Genomic DNA, 14,608 nt, shown 5'->3' on the forward strand with positions numbered 1-14,608 from the left:
ATATGCGCACAGATTTTCTGGATTATACTGCTTGGGCTTAGGTGATACTATACGACAGCATTATGAAATGGAGTTGCGAGTTGCCTGGATGTCCCAAAAGTTAATGGTAGACCAGGGTGGAATCGGGGATCCCCTCCATTATATAGAAGAAAACAGGCTGTTTTGTCTTTGCTGGGTAGACAGGGTGACGTATGGGATGGACCCTGATCAGACCTAGAAATAGGGGCAATTCAATCCTTGACAGCCTATGGGCCCTTTGCTAAGATGGCAATAATATATTTTTCTGAAAATAATGAAAATGCCGTCCGGTCCAGCGCCAGGCAGTTATTGTAGTCCGCAGGAAGACGACAAAAAGGAGGAATAACCCAGGTGTGGGAAGATAAGTTTAGCAAGGAAGGCTTCACCTTTGACGATGTTTTGTTGGTTCCTAGAAAATCCGAGGTACTTCCAAAGGAAGTGGATGTCAGCACCAAGTTAAGCGAGCAGGTAAAACTGAATATCCCTCTTATTAGCGCAGGAATGGACACGGTAACGGAGGCTCCTTTGGCCATTGCGATTGCCAGAGAAGGCGGAATCGGCATTATCCATAAAAATATGACGGTTGAACAACAAGCTGAAGAAGTCGATCGCGTAAAGCGCTCCGAAAGTGGTGTCATTACGAACCCGTTCTCGCTGCATGCGGGACACCTGGTCTCCGATGCTGAGAAACTGATGGGTAAATTCCGCATCTCTGGCGTACCGATCGTGGATGAAGATAACAAATTGATCGGCATCCTGACCAATCGCGATTTGCGTTTCATTCATGATTATAACACGGTGATTAGCGAAGTTATGACAAGTGAGAACTTGGTTACGGCTCCAGTAGGTACAACGCTTCAAGATGCCGAGACGATCCTTCAGAAGCATAAGATCGAGAAACTGCCACTGGTGGACGAGGATAACGTGTTGAAGGGGCTTATCACCATTAAGGATATTGAGAAAGCGATCCAATTCCCTAATGCTGCGAAAGACGCGCAAGGACGACTGCTCGTAGGTGCAGCTATCGGCATCTCCAAGGATACGTTCGAAAGAGCGGAAGCCTTGGTTAAAGCAGGCGTGGACGTGATTACGGTTGATTCGGCGCATGGTCATCACATCAATATCATTGATGCGGTTCGCAAGCTGCGCGAGCTCTATCCAGAACTGACCATCATTGCGGGCAACGTGGCGACGGGTGAAGGAACACGTGAACTGATTGAAGCTGGTGCGTCTGTCGTTAAGGTCGGAATTGGTCCTGGTTCGATTTGTACAACCCGTGTTATTGCAGGGATCGGGGTGCCACAGATTACGGCCATCTATGACTGCGCAACGGTTGCCAAGGAATATGGCATTCCGATCATTGCTGACGGTGGCATCAAGTATTCCGGTGAGATTACGAAGGCAATAGCTGCAGGTGCTAGCGCGGTTATGCTCGGCAGCATGTTTGCCGGTACGGAAGAGAGTCCGGGCGAAGCTGAAATCTACCAAGGACGTCGTTTCAAAGCATACCGGGGTATGGGATCCATGGCTGCTATGAAACAAGGAAGTAAAGATCGCTACTTCCAAGATGACGATAAAAAGTTGGTGCCTGAGGGCATCGAGGGTCGGGTAGCCTACAAAGGGCCGCTTGCGGATACGATTCACCAACTTATCGGCGGTTTGCGTTCGGGTATGGGTTATTGTGGCACAGCGAATCTGCATGAATTGCGTAACGAGACCCAGTTTATCAAAATCTCAGGAGCCGGTCTCCGCGAGAGTCACCCGCATGATATTCAGATTACGAAAGAAGCGCCAAACTATTCTTTGTAAACTTACTTTGGCCAAGCAATTCAGGATTAATTAAAATTTATGGTTCTGCGAAAGACAAGCGAGAGTAAATTACTCCCGCTTGTCTTTTTTTGATACCCCCCTATGATAGAATAGAACAAGTTAATGACTTATTGAGAATTAGAGGGGAGTAATTCCATTGAAAGAGAAGTCCAACAAGAAGAATAAGCGCCAACGTTTGCAGCGTACGCTTGCATCGGTGATGCTGTTTAATATATTGTGTTTATCTACCCTGCCGGCAGCAGCAGCACCTTACACGCTAGCTACAGCAGAGACTCCGGCAACGACTGAAGATACCGAGAATCAAGGGACTGCAACGCCTGGTAAGGCAGACAAGGTTCCTTCTATTGAGAACTTGGGCTTGGTTGTAGAATCGGCGGTTCTGCTTGAGCCTTCGACAGGACAAGTTCTACTGGATATTAATTCCGCTGAAGCTTTACCTCCTGCCAGTATGGCCAAGATGATGACGGAGTATCTCGTAGCGGAGCAAGTGAAGCAGGGCGAACTCTCATGGGATACTATGGTAACCGTAAGAGAAAATGCATCCAAGGCTGTCGGATCTAGAATTTTCCTTGCTGAAGGAGATCAACATACGGTTAGAGATCTTTACATAGCCATGGCCGTGGGTTCAGCGAATGATGCTTCCATAGCGCTTGCTGAGCACATCGCTGGCTCTGAAGCCGAATTCGTTATCATGATGAATGAGACGGCTAAGCGGATGGGCATGGAGACGGCTCATTTTATTAATTCAACGGGTCTTAGCCGCGCGGACATGCCAGAGAAATACCGCCCCACTGAAGATCGTGAGACTTTAATGTCGGCGATGGACGCAGCGATTCTGGCGATGAACATCGTAGAAGATCATCCAGACTTCGCTGATGTTACGGCAATGCAAGAATATAAATTCCGCGAACGTGACAAGGATCCGATCGTTAATTTGAACTGGATGTTGGAGGCGAATAAGGACATTACCAACTTCCGTGCGTATGCTTATGAAGGACTAGATGGCTTGAAGACGGGACATACCAGTGCGGCGGGATACTGCTTTGCCGGAACGGCTGAGCGCGATGGCGTTCGTCTGATCAGCGTTGTTATGGGTACCAAAAGCAATGCTGATCGTTTCAAAGAGACCCGCAAAGTCTTAGACTACGGTTTTGAGAACTTTGAAGTGAAGGAAATCCTTCCTGCGAGCACAACGGTGGAGGGACTGGAAACGGTAGGTGTCAAAAAGGGGAAAGAGAAGCAAACCGCTCTGGTTACCGATAGACCGGTTACGTTCGTTGTGCCTAAAGGATCCGATGGCAGTAACGTGACTTTCGCAGGAGCCCTAGAGAGCGAGACGTTGACGGCTCCAGTTGCTACCAACACCAAAGCAGGGACCGTTACTTATGAATACAAGATTGAGGGCCTCAAGGAAGTACAAAAGAAGACCGTTAATCTCGTGACTTCGGAAGAAGTCGAGAAGGCTGGTTGGTTCAAGTTGTTCCTACGAGCAATCGGAGAGTTCTTCTCCGACCTATTCGATTCTATTAAGAATCTTTTTTAGAAAAATATAAATCCGAGTAAATGGGTTGCCTATTTACATTTCATACGGTAAAATATCGAGTTAGATTCAATGATGATTGAGCATTTTTTGACTAAATCTGTCGTGATAGAAACTTATAGATCGATATGATACAACATAAACAATTGGGAGGCTGGGGGACATGGAAACAGGAACATCTACTGTAAAAAGAGGTATGGCAGAAATGCAAAAGGGCGGCGTCATCATGGACGTCATGAATGCGGAACAAGCGAAAATTGCTGAGGCTGCTGGTGCGACGGCGGTTATGGCATTGGAGCGTGTGCCTTCCGATATTCGTGCTGCCGGGGGAGTAGCGCGCATGGCTGATCCGACCATTGTGGAGGAAGTTATGAAAGTTGTCTCCATTCCGGTTATGGCTAAAGCACGTATCGGCCATTATGTGGAAGCAAAGGTACTGGAATCGCTTGGCGTAGATTACCTTGATGAGAGTGAAGTGTTGACACCAGCGGATGAAGTGTATCATATCGACAAATGGGACTTCACGGTTCCATTCGTATGTGGTGCCAAGGATATCGGCGAAGCTTGCGTCGTATCGGTGAAGGCGCATCTATGATCCGGACGAAGGGTGAGCCTGGAACAGGGAACATCGTCGAAGCTGTTCGTCACATGCGCCTTATTAACAGCCAAATTCGTAAAGTACAGAATATGTCGAAAGACGAGCTGTATGCCGAGGCGAAGAATCTGGGCGTTTCCTACGACCTGCTAAAAGGTGTACACGAGACCGGTAAGCTTCCTGTCGTTAACTTTGCAGCTGGCGGCGTGGCGACTCCTGCTGATGCGGCACTGATGATGCATTTGGGCGCAGACGGCGTGTTTGTTGGATCCGGTATTTTCAAATCGGACAGCCCGGAGAAATTTGCGCGTGCGATTGTCGAAGCAACTACGCACTATAACGATTATAAACTGATCGCTGAGGTATCCAAGAACCTGGGTGCTCCGATGAAAGGCATCGAGATTTCCAAGCTGAGCCCGTCTGAGCGCATGCAGGATCGCGGTTTGTAAGAGAGAAGGGATAAGTATGAAGATCGGCGTACTGGCGCTTCAGGGTGCCGTAGCAGAGCATATACGCAGTATTACCCGTGCTGGTGCAGAGGGAGTTCCGATTAAGAAAGTGGAGGAGCTTGCCACTATCGATGGCCTGATTATTCCAGGCGGCGAGAGCACAACCATCGGCAAGCTGATGCGTAAATACGATTTCATGGAAGCGATCCGTGATTTCTCCGCGCAAAGCAAGCCAATCTTCGGCACTTGTGCTGGACTAATCGTGCTGGCAGAACGGATTCAAGGGGACGAAGAGGCCCATTTGAAGCTTATGGATATTACTGTGGCACGCAATGCGTTCGGTCGTCAGCGCGAAAGCTTCGAAACGGATTTGAGCGTTGTCGGCATTGAGGAGACGATCCGTGCCGTGTTCATTCGCGCACCTTTGATACTAAGCGTAGGTGCGGGTGTGGAGATTCTATCGACTTATAAGGATGAGATCGTGACAGCCAGACAAGGTCATCTTCTGGTGGCGTCCTATCATCCTGAATTGACGGACGATTATCGTCTGCATGCCTACTTTGTAGACATGGTAAGAGAACAGGCGAGCAGCTTCAAGAATAGTTACAGCAGAAGACATCTTGACTCTGAAGCAACATAGAGTCAAGTTGTCTTTTTCGCTGAAATGCAATAAGATTGTAACGTATGAATTATGAAGGAATTTAGTTGCTGGTCAAGGTTAATCTTGATTTAGCAGCTGTTTAGATATACCTTGTGGATGTTTTACTTTAGGAGGGTTCCCCGTGTTAGACGTAAAAATATTGCGCAACGAATACAGCCGTGTCGAAGAATCGCTGAAGAATCGCGGCAAATCCCTTGATTTGATCGCTGATTTTCCGAAGCTTGACGCCCGGCGGCGCGAGTTGCTGCAAGAGAGCGAAAGTCTGAAGAACCGACGCAATACCGTATCGGCTGAAGTAGCGAAACTGAAGAAGAACCGTGAGAATGCAGACGAGCTGATTCTGGAGATGCGTGAAGTTTCAGATCAGATTAAGGCGATGGACGAAGAAGTACGTGAGCTGGAAGCTAGTATTTCCGAGCTGACGCTGGCCATCCCGAATATTCCTCATGAGAGCGTGCCTGTGGGCGCATCCGAGGAAGAGAATGTAGAGCTGCGGCGGTGGGCGGAGCCGAGAGCGTTTGATTTTGAACCGAAAGCGCACTGGGAACTGGCTCAGAATCTGAATATATTGGACTTCGAGGCGGGTGCCAAGGTAACAGGTTCCCGGTTTACGTTCTATAAGGGACTCGGTGCGCGACTGGAGCGTGCTCTGATTAGTTTCATGATGGATCTGCACAGCGATAAGCACGGTTACGAAGAGATGCTGCCTCCATATATCGTCAATCGGGACAGCCTGTACGGTACAGGCCAGCTTCCTAAATTCGAAGAGGATTTGTTTAAGATTAGTGATACCGAGTACTACTTGATTCCAACAGCGGAAGTTCCGGTCACGAACTATCATCGTGAAGAAATCCTGAATGTAGAGGATTTACCGAAACATTACGTGGCTTACAGCTCGTGTTTCCGTTCCGAGGCAGGTGCTGCAGGCCGGGATACGCGTGGTTTGATTCGCCAGCATCAATTCAACAAGGTCGAGATGGTAAAAATCGTTCAACCGGAGACTTCCTTTGACGAGCTTGAGAAAATGACGGCTGACGCCGAGCGTGTACTCCAATTGCTGAACTTGCCATATCGTATTATGACCTTATGCACAGGGGATATGGGTTTTGGCTCGATGAAGACATATGATCTGGAAGTGTGGCTTCCAGAGAGTGGAGTGTATCGGGAAATCTCATCTTGCTCGAATATCGGAGACTTCCAGGCCCGCCGAGCGAATATTCGCTACCGTCCGGAGCCTAAGAGCAAGCCGGAGTTTGTGCATACATTGAATGGTTCTGGTCTAGCGGTCGGTCGCACGGTGGCTGCGATATTAGAGAATTATCAACAGGAAGATGGCACGGTTGTTATTCCGGAAGTGCTACGACCATATATGGGTAATGTGAGCGTTATTGAACAGAAGAAATAAATGAGTTGCTTAAATATATTGTCCTGTGGTATAATGATTTTTGCACGTGATTAATCGTTGTGCAAAGCATTTTTCCACCTGGAGAGGTACCGAAGCGGTCATAACGGGGCGGTCTTGAAAACCGTTAGGGGGCAACTCCACATGGGTTCGAATCCCATCCTCTCCGCCATACACCATCTACAATAACCGTTCCTAAGGGAGCGGTTTTTTTGCGTTCATAATTTTAAAAGATTTTGGCTACGTCCCATGCTCTTCTGTATAAAACATCCCTTATATTCGCAATTTATAATGTAGGGGAGGTGTGATAATGAGTTCACAAATAAATGTGGATCAGACAACATTGGTAAACGCTTGGCAAGAAAGATTACCTACCATCCTCAAGCCGGGTGATCATGCCGAAGTGGCAGCCGACGAGGGAAATTCTAACGCGTTACGCATTCATATCGGTGCAGCTGGACGTCAGGAGTACTCTTTTGATTTTCAATGCACTTATGTGGATTCAAGGGAAGTCCGTGTGGATTTGGTGGATGTCGAGCGAGATGGCGCAACGACCGATGAGCGCAGTGAGAACATTCAGGGCATGGTTGGTGATTATACGAGGCACATTCATGAGTGTGCACAGGCCTTGCAGCAGCTCACGCATCATTAACATTCACCGGTAACGGTATACAGGCTATGGCTAAGCTATCCGATTGCTCTAAGGGGAAGTACTGAACGAAACAGTTATGATTTCCCCACAGAGGATCCCTACATTCATGAATCAGGAGGTCTGCATGATGAGTAAGCCCAAAGCGATTCCGGTTCCAGAAGCCCAGGATCAACCCAAGCGGCACAAAGAGCATGATAAAAGCCAACAGGAACCGTTATCAGGTTCCCATAAGGCAAAGATTCATAAGCAAGACGGCCACTTTAATCCGGAAGGTTAATGCGAGTGGTTCCTGGCTTGATTGAGAGTTGCGAGCGTGAATAAGATCAATGACAAAGAACCGCCTGTCTGTCGATGAGCGGTTCTTTTCTCATTTCATGAAACCTTTTCATAAATATTCCGTATTAGACTACAAGTGTTATAACATTGGGCCCCAATCTAACAAGGCAAAATTAGAAATTCAAGAAGTTTAAGGTTAAGATGACTGGAAAAAGTAAGGGAATAAAATTACAGTAAATGTTCCAGAAAGTGTTTCTCATTTCAAAGAAATGGTTTATGATTAGAAGGTCTGTTATTTTTTCTGATGTTTGAGGGGAGAGAGATTTAGAATGAACAAGAAGTTTGCGACGATTATGCTGACATTACTGCTTACAGTAATGGTAGTGCTGTCGGGTTGCGCGAAGACCGAAGAACCTAAGGCAGCGATGACGAATGCTGCAAAGAATGCCATGCAAATGACGTCTTATGAGATGAAGAGCAAATTCGTGATCGAGGATCTTCAAATTAACATACCTGACGTTACTGGCGATCCAGGTGTTACACAAGCGATGACCATGCTAAAGAATGCTGAATTAACGGTTGATGGTATTTACCAGTCCGAGCCTCAGCAGATGGAAATGAACATGGGTGTTCATCTCAAGGGCGACATGGCAATGTCCATTAACGTAGACATGGTAATGACGCAAGAGAAGATTTACATCAAGATCCCAAGCATTCCAATGATTCCATTCCCAGAGGATGTTGTTGGTAAATTCCTGGTCATGGATCTGCAGGAGCTGGCCGAGCAATCTGGCGAGACCTTTAGTCCAGAATCTATGGATACTGAGAAGTCCCAGAAGTTCGTAAATGAAGTTCTGGAAGCATTGCTAAGCGAGTACGATCAAGCGAAATACTTCAAGGAGATTCCTGTGAAGGATGCAGGTCTTCCAGAAGGAGTAGAAGCGAAGCAAGTCGTACAATTTTTTGTAACCAACGACACCTTGGGTGAAGCATTAGAAATTATGGTAAACAACGTAGCACCGAAGGTTGTAGACATCGCAGGCAAGCCGGAGTATCGTGAATTGCTTGGTCTGACCGAAGCAGATATCGATGAAGCTAAAGCTGCGGTAGCTGAAGTAAACCAAGAAGAATTCCAAGCAGGACTTGAGGATATGAAGAAAGCAGTATCGATCAATACGTTCAACGTCAATACAGCCATCGATAAGAATGATTTCCCTGCTTATCAAGATGTAGTGATGAATGTTGATTTCAACGATCCGGAATCAAGTGAGAACGTGAAGCTGGCTATCAAAGGCAGCACGCAGTATATGAATATCAATGCGAAGCAAGAATTCAAGATTGGTATTCCTACAGACGAGAACGTGATCACGATGGAACAATTCGAAGAATCAATGAACCAGATGAGCACTTATTAATCATACGAATTCAGCACAAAACCCGGCCATCAATGGCCGGGTTTTGTGCTAGATGATGCTTTATTTACCTCGCAAGCGGCGGAAAAACTGAGTCAAAAGGCTGGCACATTCCTCCTGCAGCACACCGTGCGTCACAGAGGTTCTGTGATTAAAACGAGGCTCCTGCAGTAAGTTCATTAACGTACCCGCACAGCCAGCCTTCGGATCAATTGTGCCATAGATCAGTTCAGGCAGGCGCGACTGTACAATCGCGCCTGCACACATAGGGCACGGCTCGAGTGTGACATACAGTCGACAATCCAGCAAGCGCCATGCCCCGAGATGCTCGCTTGCCTCGCGAATAGCAATCATTTCGGCATGCGCGGTTGAATCATAAGTGGTTTCGCGTAGATTATATCCATGGCCAATGATTTTATTATCGTGTACAATAACAGCGCCAATGGGGACCTCTCCGAGTTCTTCCGCCTTTCTTGCTTGAGCGATCGCTTCACGCATCCAGAATTCGTGATTCAAGTTATCCACATTCGGTGGGTGTACATCATTCGTAAACAATAGTAGTTCTCCTTCAAAATGAGCAATATTTTAGGGGATATGGGGTCATTCACGGCTTATTTTCCTGGTATGGTTAGTTTTGATCCTCGTTGTGCAACGAACATTTATTCGTTTGTTAACATGTTGTGGACAATATTGTGGATATCTTTCTTTTTATGCACAAAGTTATGCACATTATCCCCAATGTGAGTGTGTATTTGTGCGCAACTTGTGGATATTATTTGTTGTGTAACCAAGATGACCTCTTTTATTGTAAAGTTTCCGTATTGCAATAGCAATCCATGATACGCTAAGTGGTTTGGGGTAGTAGGCTTGTCTTTTCAAACGTTCGTGATCAAGGTATCATGAGGATAACTAGATCTGTACATAGTCGATGTGATTAGCAGAAAGGTGAAGATGCTACTTGTCGATCAAGACGAAATTATCGTTGATCATGTCCATATCGGTCTTGTTTATTCTTCTGCTTAACATTACATTGAACTATTACACCACACAGGAAAATCTGCAGCAGGATAGTGAAACCAAGATGGTGATGACGGCGACTCAGATTGCCATTACGGTACAGCAGACTGAATTTAGCTCCGGTTATATGGATGAGATATTCGGAGATATGCTTAAGGTTGCTTCCATTAATGCAGCTAAAGAGCTCGATCCAGATATTCGAAATATTACGAATAAGCAGCTCGCAGAGCTGAGCCAAGAGATAGGCGTTACCCATATCTCATTGTTGGTCCGAACGTTAGATGATGTTGTGGTTGCCCGTTCTTCAGCGGCGGAGGAGATAGGCCTCTCCACTAAAGACTGGGGTTATTGGCACACGGCATTTCTTGAATTGTTCGAATATGAAAACGTCCAGTCCGTGCAGGAGGGACAACGTGGTAAGCATTTCTGGTCCGGTCCGTTTGAATTCTCTACGTCGAGTCCGGAGTCTATAGATAAATGGGGTTATTATTATGATGGGAAACGTAACTACATTATTGACCCTTACATAAGAAGTTCCGATATTAAGGATTTCATGAAGGTAACCAGTCCTGATACGGTGGTTGAAGAAACGTTAAAATCCAATCCCCGGATATTGGAAGTCACGGGCATTAACCCCGATACATTCGGTAATGATTATATGAGAGAGGATGGCAAGGATGCTATCCACTATAAGCTCGGCAATCGTCCGATCACATTCGGAACGTATCATTACGGAAGCCTTCAGGAGGACAAGAAGGCTGTTAGGCAGTCCATCGAAACGAATGATCATGTCGTGTTCGTAAGTACGATTCAGAATAAAAAGGTGCTGAAAAGCTTTATTCCGGTTACGTATGATGACAAACCTACCCAGGTCATTAGCGTGGTTATGGACTATGAGCCATATCGTCGGTCATGCGGGAACAGATGATCAGTCTTGTAGCGATATCGCTAGTGTTGCTTGAAATTGTAATTTTCGGAAGCTATATCGTTGCCGGTTATTTTACGAAGCCGATTCAAGCCATCTTAGGGACCGTTAACGACGTGGCTGATGGTCATTTCGACCGAAGGCTTGAAGTGAGCAGCAGAGATGAGCTGGGGCAGCTTGCAGGTCGCATTAATGCTATGACCCGCAATTTAGGCCATTACACGAGTCAGTTGAAGCAGATGGTAGATGAGAATCAATCGGTGAAAGAATATTTGGAATCGGTTATCAATCAGACGGCCGATGCTATTCATACAACAGATAATTATGGTCGAATCATCAGTGTCAATAAAGCGTTCGAGCAGTTGTATGGCTGGAAGTCACATGAAGTAGTCGGACGAATACCTGCTTTAGTGCCGTCAGAGATGGTGGAGGAAGAGGCCCAGCGGATTAAGAGGCTGCGGGATGGCGAGCGTCTGCCGCCGATTGAGACCATCCGGCTAGGGAAGGACGGCCATCCGATCGAAGTTAGCATCAGCACCTCGCTCGTACGGGACGAGCAGGGCGACATTACAACCATGATTAGCGTGTCCCGTGATGTAACTGAGCGGAATCGGATTGAGGAGCTGCTGCGCCGCTCTGAGAAGCTGAACACGGTTGGTCAACTGGCAGCGGGGGTTGCTCATGAAATACGTAATCCACTGACTACCTTGAGGGGATTCTTGCAACTACAGGGTCAGACACACCAGATAAATCTCGATCATATTCACCTGATGTTATCGGAGTTGGATCGGATCAACTTGATCGTTAGTGAGTTTCTAATTCTTGCGAAACCGCAAGCTATTCGGTTTCAAGTCCGAGACGTAAGGATGATTCTCGGAGATGTCATCTCCTTCTTGGACAGTCAAGCCCATCTGTATGGAATTGAGTTTAAGTTGAACTTTAATTCCGAGCCAACGCTGGTGCATTGTGAAGAGAATCAGCTTAAGCAAGTATTTATCAATCTGCTGAAGAATGCCATTGAAGCTATGCCGGACGGAGGTGTTATTCATATCGAGCTTGCGTTGACACAGATGGAGGAGGTTGAAATCATAATTCAGGATGAAGGACAGGGAATTCCAGACGAACTTATGCCGCATCTCGGCGAACCATTTATTACGAACAAAGAGACTGGAACAGGACTCGGACTCATGGTCAGTCAGCGTATCATTCAAGGTCACAGAGGAATGATGGACATTCAGAGTCAAGTTGATGTTGGAACAAAGGTTCGGATGATCCTCCCGGCAGTGAAGCAGGATGCAATCGAGACAGGAGAAGAATGACGACAGATAAGGGGATGGCAGACTTTGCGTATTAACAAGTTTATTAGTGAGACAGGCTACTGCTCCAGACGTGAAGCGGACCGGCTTGTGGAGAGTGGAAAAGTAACGATTAACGGTGTGGTGGCCGTGCTTGGAAGTCAAGCTGAAGAAGGAGACGATGTACGGGTTAACGGGAAGCCGCTGCAAGAGAAGAAAGGCCATGTCTACATCGCACTTCATAAACCGGTTGGCATTACCAGTACAACAGAACCTCAGATCAAAGGCAATATTGTTGATTTTGTAGGCCATTCCGAACGGATTTTTCCGATTGGACGATTGGACAAAGATTCTGAAGGGCTGATACTGTTAACGAATGATGGGGATGTCGTAAACAAGATTCTGCGTGCGGAAGGCAAGCACGAGAAAGAATATATTGTAACAGTGGATCGACCTGTAACAGAATCGTTTTTGAAAGGAATGGCAAGCGGTGTTAAAATCTTGGGTGAAGTGACGCTTCCTTGCGTGGTTACACGCATGTCAGAAAGAGTGTTCAGGATGATTCTGACGGAAGGCAAGAACCGTCAAATCCGCAGAATGTGCAGTGCATTCGGTTATGAGGTGCGCAAGCTGCAGCGAATTCGTATTATGAACATCCGTTTGGGTGACCAGCGCAAGGGATCATGGCGGGACCTAAATCAGCAAGAGAAGGAGGAGCTTGGACGTCTTCTAAATTACAGATTAGAGTAAGTAAGCATAAAAAAAACAACCGAACATCTGTCAGGGCAGAAGCTCGGTTGTTCTTATGCTCGTGCTGTATCCGTCTTGGGGCGACTAGTTCCCCTTGTCTACGTTGGTGAACGTTGCACTATCTTGGTATTTCCGTATAATAGATACTTCGACTCGGCGATTCTTGGCACGACCTGCAGCGGTCTTGTTGTCCGCTATCGGATGGTATTCACCGTAACCGATCGGCATGAAGCGTTTCGGGTCCAGAGCCGAGTTGGCCAGCAGTATTTTCATGAATTGAAGGGCACGATCCGAACTCAGATCCCAGTTGGATGGATATCTATAGTTCGAGATGGGGACGTTGTCCGTATGCCCTGATACGATAATCTCATAGTCAGGGAACTGCTGCAGCATTTGTGAGATCGCTTGCGCCAACTTCTGAGCCTCTGGCTTCACCACCGCCTCACCCGAAGGAAACAACGCGTTATCCCGAATGGTGATGACGAGCTGGGAGAGATTAAGCTTCGTATTTAGCTCTGTGGTTAGACCGTTGTTCTTAATGTATTCATCGAGCTGCTTCTTCAGCTTCTCCAGATCTTCCTGTTCCTGCTTCATCAACTCTGCCCGGCGCTGGTCAGGTGTTGAAGGAACGGGAGGGGTGGAGGCCTTATGATCTTTCAGAGTCGGTGGTTGATCGCTTGGTAGCGTCTTACTGTACTCCATTACACCAGTTCCACCGGTCAGAGCCATGTTGAACGCCTCACTCATTTCCTGAAATTTGCGTGCATCCGTCGCACTCATGGCGTAGAGCACGAGGAAGAGGGCCAGCAATAGCGTTAGCAAATCGGCGTAAGGGAGGAGCCATGATTCATCGGCATGCTCCTCATGGGGCTCGTGTCTAGTCTTTCTGCTCACTAGCACCAGCCTCCCTCTCATTGATCACAGCCCGCTCGGATGGTGTCAGGAATACCGAGAGTTTCTGATTAATCGCAATGGTCGACACACCAGATTGAATGGACAGCAAGCCTTCGACCATCATCAGGCGAATTTCAACTTCGCGTTTGGATAACCGCTTTAATTTGTTGGCAATTGGATGACAGATTACGTATCCGACAAAGATACCTAGCAGTGTAGCAATAAACGCTGCACCGATGGCAGATGCTAGTTCGCCCATATCTTCCATGTGGCTCAGTGCTGCGATCAGACCGATAACGGCGCCGAGTACCCCGAGCGAAGGTGCATACATGCCTGCTTGGGAGAAGATCAAAGCACCGGAGCGATGGCGCTCCTCTGTCGCGTGGATATCTTCCATCAGTACATCGCGTACGAACTCCTGGTCATTGCCGTCAATGATCATCCGCATACCGTTTCGAAGAAAGCTGTCATTGATCTCTTCGACTTTGGTCTCAAGGGCAAGCAACCCTTCGCGACGAGTGATGGATGCCCATTCCATGAACAGCTTGATCATGTCTGCCTTGTCCATCAGGTTCTGTTTAACAAAGGTCATCTTGACCAGCTTAGGGATCTTCTTCAACTCGGATAACGGAAATCCGATGAACAGGGTTGCAGCCGTACCGCCTAGAATGATTAGATAGGCTGCAGGGTTATACAAAGCGACAAGGGAGGCACCCTTGAGCAGCATGCCTACCAGTACCGCGACGATACCGATAATTAAGCCTATGATTGTTGAAATTTCCATACCACACCTCATCCGTGAGTAATAAAATAACGAATCCATTCGTCAGAACGGCTCATATCCTGAGCCTGGCGCCTTTTGTGGGGCGTTATCCTATTTATCGTCAGGTCG

Annotated in this window: 13 protein-coding genes, 1 tRNA gene and 1 pseudogene; 12 read left to right on the forward strand and 3 right to left on the reverse strand. The window is 47.2% G+C overall.

Annotated features, from left to right (window positions below):
* Nucleotides 1-369: 369 nt before the first annotated feature.
* The 9 genes and pseudogenes from guaB (at nt 370) to JCM10914_RS24270 (ending at nt 8,838) form a co-directional block, all read left to right on the forward strand.
* Nucleotides 370-1,827, forward strand: a complete 1,458-nt coding sequence (guaB, locus tag JCM10914_RS24230) for an IMP dehydrogenase (RefSeq protein WP_023965803.1) — start codon at nt 370-372, stop codon at nt 1,825-1,827.
* A 157-nt stretch (nt 1,828-1,984) separates the two neighbouring features.
* Nucleotides 1,985-3,391 carry a D-alanyl-D-alanine carboxypeptidase family protein gene (locus tag JCM10914_RS24235; RefSeq protein WP_023965804.1) on the forward strand — a complete coding sequence of 469 codons (1,407 nt, stop codon included), beginning with the start codon at nt 1,985-1,987 and terminating at the stop codon, nt 3,389-3,391.
* Between the two features lie 160 nt (nt 3,392-3,551).
* A pseudogene (gene pdxS, locus JCM10914_RS24240) lies at nt 3,552-4,432 on the forward strand (pyridoxal 5'-phosphate synthase lyase subunit PdxS).
* A gap of 16 nt (nt 4,433-4,448) precedes the next feature.
* Complete coding sequence (gene pdxT, locus JCM10914_RS24245) at nt 4,449-5,072, forward strand: pyridoxal 5'-phosphate synthase glutaminase subunit PdxT (RefSeq protein WP_023965810.1); 624 nt, start codon at nt 4,449-4,451, stop codon at nt 5,070-5,072.
* Nucleotides 5,073-5,214: 142 nt separating this feature from the next.
* Nucleotides 5,215-6,498 carry a serine--tRNA ligase gene (gene serS / locus JCM10914_RS24250; RefSeq protein WP_023965812.1) on the forward strand — a complete coding sequence of 428 codons (1,284 nt, stop codon included), beginning with the start codon at nt 5,215-5,217 and terminating at the stop codon, nt 6,496-6,498.
* Nucleotides 6,499-6,578: 80 nt separating this feature from the next.
* A tRNA-Ser gene (locus JCM10914_RS24255) sits at nt 6,579-6,667 on the forward strand.
* A gap of 138 nt (nt 6,668-6,805) precedes the next feature.
* The gene (locus JCM10914_RS24260) at nt 6,806-7,147 is read left to right on the forward strand and encodes a hypothetical protein (RefSeq protein ID WP_023965814.1); all 342 of its coding nucleotides are present in this window, start codon (nt 6,806-6,808) and stop codon (nt 7,145-7,147) included.
* A gap of 127 nt (nt 7,148-7,274) precedes the next feature.
* Nucleotides 7,275-7,424 carry a hypothetical protein gene (locus JCM10914_RS24265; protein ID WP_036719979.1) on the forward strand — a complete coding sequence of 50 codons (150 nt, stop codon included), beginning with the start codon at nt 7,275-7,277 and terminating at the stop codon, nt 7,422-7,424.
* A 328-nt stretch (nt 7,425-7,752) separates the two neighbouring features.
* Nucleotides 7,753-8,838 carry a hypothetical protein gene (locus JCM10914_RS24270; protein WP_023965816.1) on the forward strand — a complete coding sequence of 362 codons (1,086 nt, stop codon included), beginning with the start codon at nt 7,753-7,755 and terminating at the stop codon, nt 8,836-8,838.
* A gap of 60 nt (nt 8,839-8,898) precedes the next feature.
* Here the strand turns inward: JCM10914_RS24270 and tadA are convergent, their stop codons facing one another.
* Nucleotides 8,899-9,390, reverse strand: a complete 492-nt coding sequence (tadA, locus tag JCM10914_RS24275) for a tRNA adenosine(34) deaminase TadA (RefSeq protein WP_023965818.1) — start codon at nt 9,388-9,390, stop codon at nt 8,899-8,901.
* Between the two features lie 403 nt (nt 9,391-9,793).
* Here tadA and JCM10914_RS30970 point away from each other — a divergent pair, with 403 nt between their 5' ends.
* The 3 genes from JCM10914_RS30970 to rluF are packed head-to-tail and all read left to right on the forward strand — an operon-like array spanning nt 9,794 to nt 12,822.
* Entirely contained in the window at nt 9,794-10,780 is a 987-nt protein-coding gene (locus JCM10914_RS30970) for a hypothetical protein (RefSeq protein ID WP_023965820.1), read from the forward strand.
* Nucleotides 10,777-12,096 carry a HAMP domain-containing sensor histidine kinase gene (locus JCM10914_RS30975; protein ID WP_023965822.1) on the forward strand — a complete coding sequence of 440 codons (1,320 nt, stop codon included), beginning with the start codon at nt 10,777-10,779 and terminating at the stop codon, nt 12,094-12,096. Before JCM10914_RS30970 ends, JCM10914_RS30975 begins: the two co-directional genes overlap by 4 nt.
* A gap of 24 nt (nt 12,097-12,120) precedes the next feature.
* Complete coding sequence (gene rluF / locus JCM10914_RS24285; protein WP_023965824.1) at nt 12,121-12,822, forward strand: 23S rRNA pseudouridine(2604) synthase RluF; 702 nt, start codon at nt 12,121-12,123, stop codon at nt 12,820-12,822.
* 84 nt (nt 12,823-12,906) lie between these two features.
* On the opposite strand, the gene motB is transcribed toward rluF, so the two are convergent.
* Nucleotides 12,907-13,716: a flagellar motor protein MotB gene (gene motB / locus JCM10914_RS24290; protein WP_023965826.1), complete on the reverse strand. Its 810-nt coding sequence runs from the start codon at nt 13,714-13,716 to the stop codon at nt 12,907-12,909.
* Nucleotides 13,700-14,500 carry a flagellar motor stator protein MotA gene (gene motA, locus JCM10914_RS24295; RefSeq protein WP_023965828.1) on the reverse strand — a complete coding sequence of 267 codons (801 nt, stop codon included), beginning with the start codon at nt 14,498-14,500 and terminating at the stop codon, nt 13,700-13,702. The genes motB and motA overlap by 17 nt, the downstream gene beginning before the upstream one ends.
* Nucleotides 14,501-14,608 lie beyond the last annotated feature (108 nt).

The sequence above is a fragment of the Paenibacillus sp. JCM 10914 genome, from assembly GCF_001315105.1.
Taxonomy (GTDB): domain Bacteria; phylum Bacillota; class Bacilli; order Paenibacillales; family Paenibacillaceae; genus Paenibacillus_AQ.

What these genes read in the sequence shown, in the direction of transcription:
- pdxT (WP_023965810.1), top strand. Translation starts at nt 4,449, where the DNA reads ATGAAGATCGGCGTACTGGCGCTTCAGGGTGCCGTAGCAGAGCATATA.
- JCM10914_RS30975 (WP_023965822.1), top strand. Translation starts at nt 10,777, where the DNA reads ATGATCAGTCTTGTAGCGATATCGCTAGTGTTGCTTGAAATTGTAATT.
- JCM10914_RS24265 (WP_036719979.1), top strand. Translation starts at nt 7,275, where the DNA reads ATGAGTAAGCCCAAAGCGATTCCGGTTCCAGAAGCCCAGGATCAACCC.
- JCM10914_RS24270 (WP_023965816.1), top strand. Translation starts at nt 7,753, where the DNA reads ATGAACAAGAAGTTTGCGACGATTATGCTGACATTACTGCTTACAGTA.
- JCM10914_RS24260 (WP_023965814.1), top strand. Translation starts at nt 6,806, where the DNA reads ATGAGTTCACAAATAAATGTGGATCAGACAACATTGGTAAACGCTTGG.
- motA (WP_023965828.1), bottom strand. Translation starts at nt 14,500, where the DNA reads ATGGAAATTTCAACAATCATAGGCTTAATTATCGGTATCGTCGCGGTA.